Raw genomic sequence first — 16520 nt, 5'->3', positions numbered from 1 at the left:
TCGGAAGCGTCTTTGCCTTCTATTGAATGGAAAGCCGCGGTGGCTGTCGGCTTCCGCTGTTCCGGAGCCGGGCTGCTAGAGCGCGACGACCCAATATATGACGCCGCCTATGACGAAAAGTGCACAGAACACCATCAGCACTTTAGCAAGTGTCTCCATCGTTCCACCTCTTTCTGAAGTTGCTGCCTCATAACCCCGCTGCGATCACAAAAGAGATCGCAGCAGGTAGGATAAAGGCGATGATCCCGACTGCGGTATTGCCCGATGCGAGCTCTTCGTCTACATGAAAGGCCGGTGTCATGAATTCAAACATAAAGTACACAGACAGCAGCAGCACAATGCCGAAGAATCCCCAGCCGAGAACTGCTGCAAAGGGGGCTCCCGACTGAAGCGCAGCCTGGAAAATGTTGGCCAGCCCGAAAATCTTGCCGGCAGTCGCGAGGGCGACCGCTTTGTTCCCGGCGGCAATTTCTTTTCTCGTGTCATACCCTGCTGCCAGCTCGAAAAGATAGAGAGAGATAAACACGAGCACGACCACCGCACTGAATGTGCCGAGCGTATACATGACCTCGGATTCAAAAAGAGATTTCATCCTGTCTCTCCTTACTTCAATTTAGCAACGGTGACACCCGAGCCGCCTTCTCCTTGAGAACCGGTCCGGCTTTCGGACACACTCGGATGACTGCGGAGCAGCTCCTCCACGCCTTTTTTCAGTGCCCCGGTACCTTTACCGTGAATAATCGATACCTGCGGATAGCCTGCGAGTACGGCAGCGTCCAGATATTTGTCCACTTCCGCCATCGCGTTCTCGTATCGCTCCCCGCGCAGGTCCAGCTCTGTTTTTACATGGGAGCTCCGGCCTCGGACGGTGGCCATCGGCTTCGTTTCTACAGGTTTCGGGCGGCTGATGTAGACGAGATCTTTTTTCGGGACCTTCATCTTCATCACGCCGAGCTGAACCGTAAATTCTTTGTCGTTCACAGCTTCGACGATCTGCCCTTTTTGATTCAGACTTTCGACTTTGACTTCGTCTCCAGCAAGCAGCTGATCCGAGTCCGCCTGTTTCTTTTTCGGCTTCTGCTTCTGTTTCGGAGCGAAATCAGGTTCTGCCTGGTCGAGATGTTTCTTCGCATCAATCAGCTCGTGCTCTTTGATCGATGGATTGTTTTTCTGCATTTCACGCAGGTAGGAAATGATATCTTCGGCCTCGGCCCGCGCTTTTTCCACCTGCTTTTTGGCTTTCTCCTCCGCTGACTGCAGCAGGCGCTGTTTCTCCTCCTGCCACGCTTCCAGATGACCGGTGAGCTCTGCATGCAGCTCTTCCGCCTCGGCCCGGAACGCTGCGGCTTCTTCCAGCTCTTTCTCAGCCTGTTTCCGGCTTTCTTCGAGAGAGGAAATCATGTTCTCTACCTGGTTCGTTTCTGTAGAAATCTGTTTCTTCGCATCGTCAATAATGGAGGATTTCAGTCCGAGCCTGCTGCTGATGGCGAAGGCGTTACTGCGCCCGGGAACGCCGATCAGCAGTCGATAGGTCGGCCGCAGGGTTTCCACATCGAATTCCACGCTGGCATTGACTACCCCGTCCCGGTTATATGCATAACCTTTCAGTTCACTGTAGTGGGTGGTCGCGATCACCTTAGCTCCTGCCTGGAAAGCGTGGTCGAGGATCGAAACAGCAAGCGCTGCCCCTTCCGTCGGGTCCGTTCCGGCACCGAGTTCATCGAACAGGACAAGCGACTGAAAGTCCAGCTTTTCCATAATCGTCACGATATTGGTCATATGGGAAGAAAACGTACTCAGGCTCTGTTCAATCGACTGTTCGTCTCCGATATCGGCAAAAATCTGCCGGAATACCGCTGCGGTTGATCCTTCCTGACACGGCAGGTGCAGTCCGGACTGGGCCATGAGTGTCAGCAGGCCTACGGTTTTTAACGTAACGGTCTTCCCGCCCGTATTCGGCCCAGTGATGATGAGCGAGGAGAACGCTCCACCAAGCTCTACATCAATAGGGACGATTTCGTCTTCTCCAATGAGCGGGTGGCGGGCCTGTTTCAGCTGTACATACTCATGTTCATTCAGCGACGGTTCGGACGCGCGCAGCTCCCGGCCGTAGAAGGCTTTCGCAAACATGAAATCGACTTCCGTCATCACCTCGGTGATGATGCTCAGGAGCTCTGTCTCTTCCGCCACCAGGCCGGAGAGCACCTGCAGAATCCGCTCAATCTCATACTTCTCTTTCGTTTTTGCTTCCCGGAGCTGATTGTTCGCCGTGACGACACTCTCCGGTTCAATGAACAGCGTCGCACCGGAGGCCGACTGATCGTGGACCATCCCGCCGAAGCTGCCCCGGTATTCGGCTTTCACCGGCACGACGTATCGATCGTTACGGATCGTGACGATCGCATCGGAGAGCATCTTTCTGCCGGATGTAGAACGGGTAATCGACTCCAGCCGGGAGCGGATGGTTGATTCATGACTGCGGATCTGCTGCCGGATCTGCCGGAGCTCGGATGACGCAGAATCAAGCAGGCTTCCGTCTTCATCAACGGCCTGTTGAATTTCTCTCTGCAGCGCTGTCGGCGGGTCGACTTCCGACATCATCTCCGGCAGTACCCGCAGGTCAATCTCGTCTTCCACCAACTGTTCCGTAAATTGTTTGAACGTCCTGCCGGCATAAATCGTCGAAGCGACTTCCAGCAGTTCGGATGCGCTCAGCTGTCCGCCGATGTCCGCCCGTTTAATCGAAGCACGAATGTCCTTCAGGCCTCCGAGGGGGACATTGCCTTTCAACCGGACGACTTTGGCTGCTTCCGATGTACGGGTCAGCGCTTCGGATGCTTCCGCAAAGTCAAAAGAAGGCTTCAGCTGTTTGACCCGCTGTTTTCCGAGCGTGGATCCGGCGTGCGGAAGCAGCTGGTCTTTCATTTTGTCATATTCCAGTACGCGCAAGACGCGTTCCAGCATGGAATCAGTCTCCTTTCACTAAGGGGCTTTTCGGCTGTTCGAGCCATGCTTTGATTCTATCTGCATCCCAGGTGTTGATGATCGTATCTTTGGATATGCCGGCACGTCTCGCTGCTTTAATGCCTACAGCCATGTCTTCGAGCATATCGTAATGGTGGGCGTCGGTGTTGACGGAGAGAAGGACGCCTTCTTTTTCTGCTTTGATCAGGATCGGCACAGCAAGATCCAGCCTGTTCGGATTGGCGTTCAATTCAAGCACCGTTCCCGTTTCTGCAGCTGTGCGGATCAGCTGCTCTTCATCGACAGCATAGCCTTCCCGGCGGCCGATCAGCCGGCCGGTCGGGTGAGCGATCATGCGTACGTAAGGATGACGGCAGGCAGACACCAGCCGGTGCATGATCTGCTCTTCTTCCTGCTGGAACGCAGAATGAATCGAGGCGATGACGTAATCGACTTCTGCCAGCAGCCCTTTATCGTAATCCATCGTCCCGTCCGGAAGAATATCCATCTCCACCCCGGTGAAGAGATGAATGTCTTTCTCCTCCCGTACTCTGCGGACTTCCTCATGCTGCCGCTGGAGTCGTTCGGGTGTTAACCCATTTGCTACTTTCAAGTACTGGGAGTGATCGGTGATTGCCATAAACGAGTATCCTTTGCGAAGGCACTGGTCCGCCATCTCTTCGATCGACTGAGCCCCGTCGCTCCAGGTGGTGTGCATGTGCATATCTCCCTGGATATCATCCAGTTTCACGAGGGAGCGCCAGTCCTGCTCCAGCTCGTTTCCGCCTTCCCGTACTTCTGGAGGGATCCATGGCAGATCGAAATGACGAAAAAATGCTTCCTCGGTCTGAAAATAGACCATGCTTCCGTCGTCGGCATCCTCTACTCCATACTCACTGATTTTTTGTCCTGCGGCTTTGGCTCTCTGCCGCATGAGGACATTGTGATCTTTCGACCCGGTGAAATGGTGCAGCGCTGCGGCAAACGAACGGTCTTCCACGATCCGGAAATCCACCGGAACAAGCAGATCTTCTACGGCAGCGTCGAGCGAAATTTTCGTCTCTCCGCTTCCCTGCACCTGATCGGTGAAGGGTGCCTGCAGTACTGCCTCCGCGACAGCTGCTGCATCGGAAGCAGCAACAATAAAGTCGAGGTCTTTGACGGTCTCCCTCCCTCTTCTGTAACTGCCGGCCGTTTCCCAGCGGAGGACGCCCGGTGCCGTATTTAAAAATGCACCGATCATCTCAACCGCCGGCTGGACCTGCGCGAGCGTCAGCCGTTCAGGACGCTGCCCCATTTCCTCCAGTGCCTGCAGGATTTTCTCTTCCGTTTTCTTTCCGAATCCGGACATTGCCTGCACACGCTTGTCTTCGCAGGCTTTTTTTAACTCGTCCGCGGAGGTGATCCCGAGCTCTTGATACAGCCTCCCGATTTTCTTTCCGCCGAGCCCCTGCAGTTTCAGTAAAGGGATCAAGCCGGACGGGACTTCTTCTTTTAATTCGTCAAAAAGTTCGGTGGTTCCGGTGTTATGCAGATCCAGGATAATCGCGGCTGTTCCTTTGCCGATTCCATTCAACTGCGCCGGATCACCGAGTTCTTCCAGACTGCGCTCATCTTTTTCGAGCGTCTGGGCTGCTTTACGGTAAGCGGAGACCCGAAAGGCATTTGCTCCCTGTATTTCGAGATACACCGCGATTTTCTCTAATGTCTGCAGCACTTCTTTTTTATTCAAGTTCATCTGCTCCTTTTTTTGTTCCGGACTCCAGCAGGCGGCAGGCCTGGGGGCTTTCCTTCTTCGTGAAAAAGAGCCTGCTTTTCTGTGCGGCTGCACAAGGAGAAAAACAGACTCTATTCCGTACTATTCGCGTATGCCTTCCACCCACAGATCACGCAGTTCTGCTGATACCATCGGCGTATAGTAATAAATCCACTGTGCCACCGATGATCCCTGCAGGATTTCCTGGACAACGTCGACTTGAATCAGGGCGGCAAGGTGGAGCAGCACAGCCAGAATAATCAGGCCTTCGACAAAACCGAGTACCGCTCCCAACAGCCCGTTGATGGTATGAAGAATAGGCAGGTTGGCAATAAAATCAAACATGGACCCGATGATCTGTGTCAGGATTTTCACCGTGATAAAAATAAGCACAAAAGCGACGCCATTATAAAACACAGTCGATGTCTGGAAACTCTCTGTCATCAGCTGAATGGTCGAATCGTCGTCAAAGAACGGGTAAGGGACCCATAATTCGATGATCGAGGCAAGCTCGTCGTAGTACAGCCATGCAACTGCAAAAGAAATCAACAGTCCTGCAATATGTACCGCCTGCAGCATGAATCCCCGGCGGAAACCAACCATGATATTGGAGAGAAGCCAAAGCACGAGAATAAAACTCAGCATATCCTATTCCTCTTCTTCCTTCGTATCGTTTATTTGATCCTGCAGCAGATGGTATTCGCTGCTGATATTCAACGCAGCCAGAACAGCAAGCTGAGTGGACGTTAAAAATGGGTTCTTTGCGCGCAGCTCTTTCATTTTTTCGTCTACGTAGGCTGCAGACTGCTGCACGTGGCCGGGAGACTCCCGCCCGGTCACCGTATAGGTGTGACTGCCGATGGTGACGATTGTCTTTTTCTTTTCTTCTTCTCTGGCCAACGCAGTCCCCCCCTAACGAACGATTGAATACTATCGTTTATCATAACACTTTCCCCGTATATTGAAAATAAATTCACTGCTTTCCCCGCAGATAAACCTCTTTTTGTTACAATCAGAGTCGAAGCTGCCGGAACGGCAATCTCCGGCAGCCATGATGACCGACGCATGCAGAAAGGACGTTCTTATGAGCCATCAGACAATAAAAGCAGACCAGCAGCTGCTGAAACAAGTAGAATCCTATTACCAGTCTTCCAGAAAGGCAAAAACCCCGCAGGGCGCGCTGTTCCAGGCTGCTGTACCGGGATGTACCATCACCGCCTACCGTTCCGGCAAAGTCCTGTTTCAGGGGGCTGCGGCAGAAAAAGAAAGCAGCAGATGGGGCACTTCCGCTGCAGCCGGAGGAACGGCATCGGTGTCGAATCACAAGTGGGCACCACCGGAATCCATCCGGTCGCTTGCTGTCATCGGCAGCGACGAGACCGGAACCGGCGACTATTTCGGCCCTATTACGGTGACAGCGGCACACTTGACGCAGGAGCAGCTCCGCGATACGGCAGCACTCGGGCTGAAAGATTCCAAATCGATCACGGACCCGGAGATCCGCCGTCTTGCGCCGAACCTTCTCCAGCAGTGCACCTATTCACTGAAAGTGCTCCGCAATCCGACATACAACAAGTGGAACGCTGCCGGCATGAACCAGGGCGAAATGAAAGCGCTCCTGCATCATGAAGCACTCAAAGGCGTCATCCGTTCTCTTCGTGAGCAGGAGATTCCTTTCGACGGTGTCTTTATCGATCAGTTCGTCAAACCGGAGGGCTACTTCCGCTATTTGAAAAAATACGATAAGCAGTGGCCCGCTCAGATTCCGATCTACTTTGCTACGAAAGCTGAAGACCAGCATCCAGCTGTTGCCGCCGGCTCGATTCTCGCCAGATACGCCTTTTTAAAAGAGATGGACGACCTTTCCGACAAAGCCGGCGTCCAGCTTCCAAAAGGCGCGGGCAGACACGTCGACGAGGCCGCAGGCAGGATTGCGGGCACTCAAGGAGAAGATGCCCTGAAGCAGATGGTAAAATGGCATTTCTCCAATACGAAACGGGCCCTTGCACATACGTAACGCACCGCCGGACATGCAGCACAGCCCGCTGCCTCGTCCTGTCCCAAACATCAAAGAGGCTGGGACAAAACCAGTATAGAAAGAAGCCATTCGCCTTTTGGTCGGAATGACGTGCGGAAGCGCTGCAAGCCTTTTGAGGGAAGAAAACGTTTTTGTTTCTTCCCGTGCAGTGCATGAAGCCGCCGTCATCCTCTTTGAGAACGGATACATTTCTATACTTAAAAAAGAATACCTTCAGGTTACGTTAGAACGACCAAGCCATAACCAAACCGGAGGTATCCTCATGTTAAAGACGTGAACATGAATGAACTGGTGCTGCCGATGAATGTATCTTTTCCGTAACAATATCATGAGAGCCGTTTGCGGTGACGACCACATTGAACCGATACCGGTGCTTTCGAAAGAGAATCTACGCTCGGTACAAAACCGACGTGTAAGCCGTTTGTGATTATCTGAAGGCGGATTTGCGTTTCAGCATCATGCCGGTCAGAGGCAAATCTAAGGTAAAGCAGGAACTAAGGTTTGCACTCCTGGCAGAGAACATGAGGAAGTCCCCTGCAAGGAGACAGATTCGCCGTCATTTCTTACAAACAAAACGCTTTCGACGACCCCGCAGTCATCGAAAGCGTTTTTTACGTGCTGGAAAACGATGTTGTCCCAGCCCTTTTTTTCATGAAAGGATATCAGCCGCGCAGCACGGCGCCTGTCTGTTTGTTGAGTGCCGCGAGAATGTTCTCGTGTACGGCGGTTACATCTTCTTCCGTCAGCGTTCTGCCGCGGTCGAGGTATTTCAACGTAAACGCGACGGACTTTTTGCCGGCCTCCACATGTTCTCCTTCGTACACATCAAACACGGAAGCGCTGTCGAGCAGATCTCCGCCGGCTTCTTCGATCACCTGCTTCATATCCGCAGCGGAAACATGGGTATCCACGACGAGTGCGATATCCCGGTCCACCGCAGGGTAGCGCGGAATCGGTACGTATTTCATGACCTCCGCCTGTTGTTCCAGCAGGTACTGGAGATCGAGTTCGAACACATACGTTTCCGGCAGGGACCATGCGGCTGCGGTATCCGGATGGAGCTGTCCGGCGGTTCCAATGATGCGTCCGCCGTTTTTGATGACCGCTGTCCGTCCCGGATGCAGTCCCGGCCGCTCCGCCGCTTCAAAGACTGCGTCTATCTGCAGTTCCGCAGCCAGACCTTCGAGCACACCTTTAAGAACGAAGAAGTCGACGGGCTTCTTTTCTCCCTGCCATGCATGCTCTTCCCAGAGCCCCATCATAGCACCAGCCGCGTACGTTCGCTCGTCCGGCTGTCTGGTGATCTCTTCTTCCTCCGTGAAAAAGACGGAGCCGATCTCAAACAAGGAGACATGCTGCCTGCTGCGGTTTTTGTTGTGACTGAGTGCATCAAGCAGATGCGGCACGAGCGTCGTCCGCAGGGAGCTCCGGTCTTCGCTCATGGGCAGCGCCACCGGCACGCGAAGGCGGTTCTCCGGTACGAGAGGGGCCTCTTTCTCTTCCGTCGTCAAGGAATAGCTGACCGCTTCATGCAGGCCGCACGATTCCAAAAAGCGGCGGACCTGTCTCTTTTTCTTTTGTTCCAGGGAGAGCCCTCCCTGTGTCGCCGGGGTGTTCGGCAGAGTAACGGGAATATTGTCGTATCCATAGAGCCGGGCTACTTCTTCCACGATATCAGGCTCGATGGCGATGTCCTGTCTTCTCGTCGGAACGGTCACAGCGAGGAGATCCTCATCCGTTTGTTCTGCAGGGAACTGCAGCCGCTTCAAGATCGCCGATACTTCTTCTATCGTCAGAGATGTGCCGAGCGCCCGGTTGATCCTCGCCAGACTGACATCCAGCTCCAGCGGCTGCCGGTGCAGCGTATCGTGTTCCGACGGCTCAGCCAGAATTTCGCCTCCGGCGAGCTGCTTCATCAGCGAAGCGGCTCTTCGGCCTGCCTCTGCTGTGCGGTTCGGATCCACTCCCTTTTCAAAACGGATACTCGAATCGCTGCGGATCCCAAGGTCCCTCTGGGCATACCGGACTACCCCCGGATCGAAATAAGCAGCTTCGAGCAGCACATTGGTCGTCGCATCCTCTACTTCTGCATCCGAGCCGCCCATGACTCCGGCAATGGCTGTCGGCTTCGTACCGTTTGTAATGACGAGGTGGTGAGCGTTCAGCGTCCGCTCTTCGCCGTCCAGGGTCGTCATCGTTTCTCCTTCCTGCGCCTGACGGACGACGACTTTCTCTGAGCCGAACTGATCGTAGTCGAAGGCGTGCAGCGGCTGACCGTACTCCAGCAGCACGTAGTTGGTAATATCGACAATGTTGTTCAGCGGCCGGACGCCAGCTGCCATGAGTGATGTCTGCAGCCAGAGCGGGGATTCGCCCACCTGCAGGTCCCGGAGCATGAGCGCCCCATAGTAAGGATTTGCGGCCGGCGACTGTACATCCACCCGGATGTAAGCAGCCGTCTCTTCTGCCGAAGGAACAATCTGCGGATCAGGCAGCTTCACTTCTCTGTCCAGGACCGCTGCCATCTCATACGCCGTCCCGAGCATGCTGAGACAGTCCGAGCGGTTCGGGGTGAGATCCAGCTCGAGAATCGTATCGTCGAGCCCAAGAAGGGGCTTGGCATCCATCCCCGGCACCACCGGCTCCGGAAAGACAAAGATTCCTTCGCTGTATTTTTTCGGCACGACCTTCCCTTCCCAGCCTAGCTCCTGCAGCGAACAGATCATGCCTTCGGACACCTGACCCCGCAGTTTCGCCCGCTTGATTTTCATTCCTCCAGGGAGACGCCCGCCGACTCTTGCAACCGCGACATCCTGTCCTTCCGCAACGTTCGGAGCTCCGCACACAATCTGCACGGGATCCGCTTCGCCAACATCAACCTGACAGAGAGAGAGCTTGTCTGCATCGGGATGCTGCGCACAGGAGACGACCCTCCCGGTAACCAGATTCGTGATGTCTTCGCCTTTATGATGAACAGCATCCACCTCCACACCGTGGAGCGTCAGTTTCTCAGCTGCTTCTTCCGGTGTCAGATCATCGAGCTGTATATATTCTTTCAGCCATTGGTAAGAAATAAGCACGTCCAAATCCTCCTTTACACTCGGGTGAATTGTTCAAGAAATCGTGTGTCGTTCGTATAGAAATGGCGGATATCATCAATGCCGTATTTCAGCATCGCAAACCGTTCCACACCCATGCCGAACGCAAAGCCGGAATACTTTTCCGGATCGAACCCGCCCATACGCAGGACGTTCGGATGCACCATGCCGGACCCAAGCACTTCGATCCAGCCCGTTCCTTTACACGTTCGGCACCCGGAACCTCCACACATCGCACAGGAGATATCCAGCTCCGCAGACGGCTCGGTAAACGGAAAGAAGCTCGGACGAAGACGGATCTCCCGGTCTTCCCCAAAATAGCTTTTAACAAAGGCTTCGAAAATTCCTTTCAGATCACTCATGCGGATGCCTTCATCCACCACCAGTCCTTCAATCTGCATGAATTGATGGGAGTGCGTCGCGTCATCTTCATCCCGGCGGTATACCTTGCCGGGACAGATGATTTTGACCGGTCCCTTCCCTTCATGCTGCTCCATCGTTCTCGTCTGAACAGGAGAGGTCTGCGTGCGCAGCAGCAGATCCGATGTCACGAAGAACGTATCCTGCATATCTCGTGCCGGATGATGTTTCGGCAGGTTCAATGATTCAAAGTTATAGTAATCCGTCTCGACTTCCGGGCCTTCTGCAACCTGAAACCCCATGCCCGTGAACACATCTTCAATCGTTTCCACCACGGACGTCAGAGGATGGCCTGCCCCTTTCGATACCGGCCGTCCCGGCAGCGTGACGTCGATCCGCTCTTCTTCAAGCTGTTTCGTTACTGCCGCTTCCCGGAGCGTCTGTTCTTTCTCTTCGATCAGCTCCTGGACTCTGCCGCGGACTTCATTGGCTTTCGCACCAACGGCCGGGCGCTCTTCTTTCGAGAGTCTGCCCATGCTTTTCATGACTTCGGTAATTGGTCCTTTTTTTCCGAGATATCGGACTCGGACTTCTTCCAGCTCCTGCAGCGTATCGGCATCAGCAACCTGCTTCACCGCTTCATCCTGCAGTTCCTGCAGTCTTTCCTGCATCGTTCATCGCCTCCTTCAATTAACAGCCGGGCTAGAAAGCGCACGGCCCTTTTTCGTCTGCTCAGCAGATTTCCTGCCTGGTCTGGAACAAAAGCGCACAGCGCCGTCGTCTCCCTCGATGAAAACTTCTACATTCTTATCATCCAAGGAAAGAGCAGGCTTTTCGTATTCCCGGCGGGCAGATGGATCCTGCCGATCTTCAGCATCGAGCCTGTCCCTTTTCCGACCAAGTAAAAAAAGCCTTCCTTCCCTGCGTAAGGGACGAAAGACATTCGCGGTACCACCCTGATTAACGGACTCGGTCCGTTCACTCATTCAAGCAGGATAACCGCCTGCAAGCGGGGTCCGGCACACCCTGATATCCCTGGTATGCGGACCGGCTCTGGAGTGAATTCAGCGGTGTGCTCTGTTCCGTGCTTCCAGTCTATGGCACAGATTCCCTGGCAGCGCATCGTTCCGCCTACTATGTTCCATCTCAGCCGATTGATTTACATGTTAATTATAGCCGCTATCGCCTATGGTTTCAATTGCTTTTTAATCCCCGCGCAGATGATACGTGAGGATTCCTGCTGCGACACTCACGTTGAGCGACTCACAGTTCCCATAGATCGGGATATAGAGGTTCTGGTCGGAACGCTCCAGGAGCGCTCTGCGCACGCCCGTACCTTCATTGCCGAGCAGCAGCGCAAAGTGCTCCTGTGGGGCAATGGCGGTGAACGTACTGCCATGCAGGCTTGTACCGAAAACCGGAATTTGATTATCCCGGCAGCGGTCAACTGCGTCGTGCAGCGGCATATGCTGGACATGCATATAAAAGACGGCTCCCTGCGTCGCCCGGACCACTTTCCCGTTATAAGGATCAGCACAGCCTTCACCGAAAATAACCCCGTCCAGACCGGCAGCCTCCGCAGTTCTGATGATTCCGCCGAGGTTGCCGGGATCCTGGATCTCATCCAGCAGCAGGTACTGTCCTCCTTCAAAGAGCAGGTTCTCCAAGTCCGGTTTTTCGCAGACAGCAATCATTCCCTGCGGCGTTTCTGTCTCCGCAAGCTCCTTCAGAACCGGCGGGGTGACCCGGATGAACTCCACCCCGGTGATAGACCATTCCTGCGGGACATCGACGTCTTCTGCAAGCACGATTTCTTTTACTGTCACCTCGGATTTTAAAGCTTCTTCCACAAGATGATACCCTTCCACAAGAAATAATCCTGATTTATCCCGTTCTTTTTTCTTCTGAAGCTTTTTCCATGCTTTGATTCTCGGATTCTGTGTTGATGAAATGAGTTCCATCCTGCGCTCCTTTCTAGTCGTCCTTCCGGAAATTACCTACGACCTGCACGCTCTGGCTGATGCTGACGAATGCTTCCGGATCGATATCCCGGAGCACCCAGCGGATCACTTCCAGTTCATATCTCGTGATGACCGTGAAAAGTACCTTTTTGTCTTCCCTCGTGTAGGCTCCCTGACCGTCGATGATCGTGATGCCGCGCACCAGGTTATCGATCAGCGCCTGGCGCAGTTCTTCTCCGCGGCTCGTGACGACCATCAGGTTCAGTTTAATGTGTCTCGTATGGATACGGTCGATGACAATGCCCGTAATGTAAATCGAGAGCATCGTGTACATCGCAAGTTCCCAGCCGAAGAAAAAACCGGAAACGACAACGACGAGGGAGTTTAATGCGAAAATGAGTCCGCCGAGCGGCATATCCCATTTTTTGATGAGCAGGATACCGACCACGTCAAAACCGCCTGTCGAGCTGTAGTACCGGATGATCAGTCCAATGCAGACACCGGTCAGCACCCCGCCGAAAACGGAAGAAAGCAGGGCATCATCGGTAATTTGGACGATCGGGATATACAACATGGAGACGGAGGTGACGGCGACGGAGATGATACTGTTTATAATAAACTCTTTTCCTAGTTTGAACCACCCCAGTATAATGATCGGCAGGTTCAGCAGCACGATCCAGTATCCCGTATTGAGCGGCGTGAGCAGCCCGAAGACCATCGCCACACCCGTGACGCCCCCGGTCAGTACTTCATGCGGCAGCAGGAAAATATTAAACGCAAAACCGAGTGCAATCGACGAGATAATGATAACGGTGAGTCTATACATATAGTTCAAGCGGATCCCTCTTTTCGTGCAGACAAGAATGAAAATACCAGTATCACTCAGGAACCAGCTTCCTTGTGACGTTTTCGTTGACTGTATGCATTATAGGTAAGTTCCCGCAGAACGTCAACTGCTTCCATTTTATTCAGAAAAATTGCAGATGCTTCCTCTCTGGAGCAGCAGGATGATACGAAAGCCGCTGCCTGAAGAGCGCCGCCCCCGCGGTGTCTTCTGCTGCTGACCCGTCCTGCTCCCTCTTTCTCTAGAACAAAAGCGCAAAGCGCCTTTTGGTCGGAACGGCGTGCGGAAGTGCTGCAGGTTTTCTAGGGAAGAAAACGTTCGTTGTTTCTTCCCGAGCAGCGCATGGAGCCGCCGTCACACTGTATGAAAACTTATACATTCCTATACTAGAACAAAAGCGCGGAGCGCCTTTTGGTCGGAACGGCGCGCGGAAGCGCTGCAAGCTTTTTGAGGGAAGAAAACGTTCGTTGTTTCTTCCCGAGCAGCCGGCTTCGCCGTCACCCGCTATGAAAACTTATCCATTCTTCTACTATTAAAAAAGCTTCCGGCCATCCATTTCGGATAACCGGAAGCGTCCTGTCTTTCACGTCACACGAAGTACAGGTAAAAGAGGGCCGCGGCCCCGGCTCCTTTGCCTGCTGCCGCTGTGCCGGAGAGTAACACAGGACCTGGATCCAAACGGTCCTGCGTCCTTAGTCGAACGTCAGCGTGTGCACCGTGTCACGGTCCAGCTTTTTGATTACTTCTACAATCAGCTGCACCGCGTTCTCAAAATCATCCCGGTGCAGGATCGCTGCATGCGTATGAATATAGCGGGTGGCAATCGTGATCGACAGCGCCGGCACTCCGTCGGCTGTCAGGTGAATCGAACCGGAATCTGTGCCGCCTCCTGGAACCGCATCGAACTGATACGGGATCTCCTTTTCGTCTGCCGTGCCGGTGACAAAGTCACGAAGCCCCTTATGAGAAATCATGGACGCGTCATACATGATGATCTGCGGGCCTTCTCCCATCTTGGAAAGAGCATCTTTTTCGGTTACGCCCGGTGTATCTCCGGCAATGCCGACGTCGACACCGAAGCCGATATCCGGTTTGATCGCGTGGGCGGATGTTTTTGCTCCTCGCAGACCGACTTCCTCCTGGACAGTACCGACACCGTAAACGGTATTCGGATGGCTTTCGTTTTCCAGACGTTTCAGCACTTCAACCGCAATGGCACAGCCGATCCGGTTGTCCCACGCTTTCGCCATCAGGTACTTTTCGTTTTTCATAACCGTAAAGTCGCACACGGGAACGACAGAATCGCCGGGACGCACACCGAAAGAAGCTGCCTCCTCTTTGTCTGCCGCCCCGATATCAATGAACATTTCCTTCTTATCCACGGACTTTTTACGTGCTTCCGGCGCCAGGATATGAGGGGGTTTCGAACCAATCACACCCGGAATGCTGCCGTCTTTTGTCATAACCGTCACGCGCTGGGCGAGCATGACCTGCTCCCACCAGCCGCCGACACACTGGAATTTCAGAAAGCCGCGGTCGTCGATGTTGGTGACCATAAACCCGATCTCATCCAGGTGCCCTGCTACCATGATTTTCGGGTCATCTTCTTTTCCGCCCTGTTTCCGTGCAATCAGGCTTCCGAGGTGATCCGTCTTTACCTCATCCGCGTAAGCACTGATGTGTTTCTTCATCACGTCGCGTGGTTCCCGCTCGTTACCCGGAATACCATTGGCATCTGTAAGCTCTTTGAGCATCTCAAGCATGTTATCCATTCTTCTGCCTCCTCATTATGTATCCGTCTCCACACCAGTATAGACGTTTTCCGCAGCAATCTCAATTACTTCGGAAAACGAATTAATACCCTCGCTGCTGACGGTCATAGTTTTCGGCATTCTTTTTGTTGTAAGCATCGAGCACATCCGCCCATTCATATCCGAGCATCCCGGCCAGATCGACGTAAGCTTCGAACAAGGTCTGATACGTTTCTGTTCCCGGCTCCATGCGGACGAGCGAGATATAGCCGCTGATTTCCAAAAAAGCCGAAGTCACTGCTTCCTTTGCGGCGGCTGCTTCTTCAATCACCGGAACTTCTTCGGCTGGTTCCTGCTCCAGCAGATTGCCGATCGACAAGAGAAAGTGCAGCCCGTCCACGTACTCTTCCAGAATCACCTCGTCCGATGATCGCTCTTTGTCGGACCAGAATTTAAACGATCGTACTTCGTTGGCGAGTTCTCCTGTTTCCACCAGCAGTGCCAGCAGCTTTTCTTCCAGGAGATCAGCGGCCTTCACGCCTTTTTCCTGTTCAATATACGTATCCAATTCGTACTGCTTGGCAAACAATGTTTTTAGATCCATTTTTCCCGCTCCTTTTCCTTCTAGTTAGTGAAACCTGCAGGCGTCTAATATCGTAACATATAAGAGCGTTTCCTTTACTCATGAATCCTATGCAGTGTACGATAATATCAGAGGGACTTCCTATGAAGGAGAGATGATTATGTTTACGGTTCTGCTGTTCCGGATTGTACTGCTGGCCGCAGTCGCTGTCCTTATCTACAGTGTAACGAAGTATTTTATCGATCCGAAACGACGTCTGGAACGTGCCCGGCGCCGGGAGGATTTCTATGTTCTTGATGACAGCAGCGAGGTCCGTCGTAATATATTGATTACCGTCAAAGGAGCACTATTTGAGGGAGAGAAATTTCTTGGTCCTGCCGATCACTCTGTGGAAGTAACCTCCATCAAACTGCAGACCGAAGACAGCCACGATCTTCAGGGGATGACTGCCCGTGATTTTGATCAGGTAGAACAGGAGCTGCTCGTCCGCTACCCGAAGGCGTCTATCGAGTGGCGCCAGCCGGCCGCTGACATTAAACGACAGCTGGAACGCCGTGCAGACAAAGAAAACGACGATTCCTCCGCTCAGAACTGAACACCCTCTGATCCTACAGCTTCCATCGTGCCGTTCTTTACCAACAAACCTGCGTTCGATGAAGCCTGAACGGGGCCGCCTCCCACTCCATGGGCAGCGGCCCGCAGCGCCTCAGCGAACAACATACATCCAAGCCGTCATCCTCGAGAATTGTTTCTCGATCGGTTTTCTTATCAAAAGCAGCATAAAAACGCTGGAAGCATACCCTGCTTCCGGCGTTTTTATGCTGCTGTAAAGAAAAAAGGATACGCTTTGTCGTGCCTGCCTCCTGACTTTAGCAGTTTCAAACGGCAAAAATCTCCTCAAACCCTTGGTAGACAAGCGATTGAGGAGATCATTTTATTTTTTCGGTTGTATATATGCATGCGATTTTTGGTTTACTCGACCGTAGGTCGGAAGTGTAGGAAGGCCAAGAACGTTACATGCTTGATGAAATAAGGGATCTGGCTCATGTTTAATATACATTTCGCTGTTGTTCATCGAGAGTTGGGAAAAGGTTGCACTTCGAACTGCTTCTTGAATGCTTGCGGTGGAATCCTCCACACCCGCTTGTTTCAATCGATGTTCCAG

General features: G+C 53.2%; 13 protein-coding genes and 1 pseudogene. 2 read left to right on the top strand and 12 right to left on the bottom strand.

Going from position 1 to position 16520, the window contains the following annotated elements; all coding sequences use genetic code 11:
• Positions 1-187: 187 nt before the first annotated feature.
• From G477_RS0106525 to G477_RS0106505, 5 genes are all read right to left on the bottom strand, one after another.
• Entirely contained in the window at positions 188-592 is a 405-nt protein-coding gene (locus G477_RS0106525; RefSeq protein WP_026697255.1) for a DUF350 domain-containing protein, read from the bottom strand.
• Positions 593-603: 11 nt separating this feature from the next.
• Positions 604-2964, bottom strand: a complete 2361-nt coding sequence (locus tag G477_RS0106520; RefSeq protein ID WP_026697254.1) for an endonuclease MutS2 — start codon at positions 2962-2964, stop codon at positions 604-606.
• Between the two features lie 4 nt (positions 2965-2968).
• A complete protein-coding gene (gene polX, locus G477_RS0106515) occupies positions 2969-4702 on the bottom strand; it encodes a DNA polymerase/3'-5' exonuclease PolX (RefSeq protein WP_026697253.1) in 1734 nt (577 codons plus the stop codon).
• A gap of 120 nt (positions 4703-4822) precedes the next feature.
• Positions 4823-5365 carry a CvpA family protein gene (locus G477_RS0106510; RefSeq protein ID WP_026697252.1) on the bottom strand — a complete coding sequence of 181 codons (543 nt, stop codon included), beginning with the start codon at positions 5363-5365 and terminating at the stop codon, positions 4823-4825.
• Between the two features lie 3 nt (positions 5366-5368).
• Positions 5369-5620, bottom strand: a complete 252-nt coding sequence (locus tag G477_RS0106505; RefSeq protein ID WP_026697251.1) for a cell division protein ZapA — start codon at positions 5618-5620, stop codon at positions 5369-5371.
• A 184-nt stretch (positions 5621-5804) separates the two neighbouring features.
• On the opposite strand from G477_RS0106505, the gene rnhC reads away from it, so the two are divergent.
• Positions 5805-6737: a ribonuclease HIII gene (rnhC, locus tag G477_RS0106500; RefSeq protein WP_026697250.1), complete on the top strand. Its 933-nt coding sequence runs from the start codon at positions 5805-5807 to the stop codon at positions 6735-6737.
• Positions 6738-7420: 683 nt separating this feature from the next.
• On the opposite strand, the gene pheT is transcribed toward rnhC, so the two are convergent.
• The 6 genes from pheT to G477_RS0106460 all read right to left on the bottom strand — a co-directional run bounded on the left by pheT (position 7421) and on the right by G477_RS0106460 (position 15376).
• Complete coding sequence (gene pheT / locus G477_RS0106490) at positions 7421-9838, bottom strand: phenylalanine--tRNA ligase subunit beta (RefSeq protein ID WP_026697248.1); 2418 nt, start codon at positions 9836-9838, stop codon at positions 7421-7423.
• Positions 9839-9852: 14 nt separating this feature from the next.
• Complete coding sequence (gene pheS / locus G477_RS0106485) at positions 9853-10887, bottom strand: phenylalanine--tRNA ligase subunit alpha (RefSeq protein WP_026697247.1); 1035 nt, start codon at positions 10885-10887, stop codon at positions 9853-9855.
• A 534-nt stretch (positions 10888-11421) separates the two neighbouring features.
• A complete protein-coding gene (locus tag G477_RS0106475) occupies positions 11422-12177 on the bottom strand; it encodes a TrmH family RNA methyltransferase (protein WP_026697246.1) in 756 nt (251 codons plus the stop codon).
• A 13-nt stretch (positions 12178-12190) separates the two neighbouring features.
• Entirely contained in the window at positions 12191-13012 is an 822-nt protein-coding gene (locus tag G477_RS0106470) for a YitT family protein (protein ID WP_026697245.1), read from the bottom strand.
• A gap of 701 nt (positions 13013-13713) precedes the next feature.
• The gene (locus tag G477_RS0106465) at positions 13714-14793 is read right to left on the bottom strand and encodes a M42 family metallopeptidase (protein WP_026697244.1); all 1080 of its coding nucleotides are present in this window, start codon (positions 14791-14793) and stop codon (positions 13714-13716) included.
• A gap of 82 nt (positions 14794-14875) precedes the next feature.
• Positions 14876-15376 carry a dUTP diphosphatase gene (locus G477_RS0106460; protein WP_026697243.1) on the bottom strand — a complete coding sequence of 167 codons (501 nt, stop codon included), beginning with the start codon at positions 15374-15376 and terminating at the stop codon, positions 14876-14878.
• A gap of 139 nt (positions 15377-15515) precedes the next feature.
• Here G477_RS0106460 and G477_RS0106455 point away from each other — a divergent pair, with 139 nt between their 5' ends.
• Positions 15516-15950 carry a hypothetical protein gene (locus G477_RS0106455; protein WP_026697242.1) on the top strand — a complete coding sequence of 145 codons (435 nt, stop codon included), beginning with the start codon at positions 15516-15518 and terminating at the stop codon, positions 15948-15950.
• A 339-nt stretch (positions 15951-16289) separates the two neighbouring features.
• Here the strand turns inward: G477_RS0106455 and G477_RS21455 are convergent.
• Positions 16290-16520: pseudogene (locus G477_RS21455) on the bottom strand (IS1634 family transposase); the annotation flags it as partial.

The organism is Alkalicoccus chagannorensis DSM 18086, from assembly GCF_000429725.1.
Taxonomy (GTDB): domain Bacteria; phylum Bacillota; class Bacilli; order Bacillales; family Salisediminibacteriaceae; genus Alkalicoccus; species Alkalicoccus chagannorensis.
The sequence above is the reverse complement of the archived record's forward strand: the minus strand, read 5'-3'. Positions and strand labels throughout refer to the sequence as shown.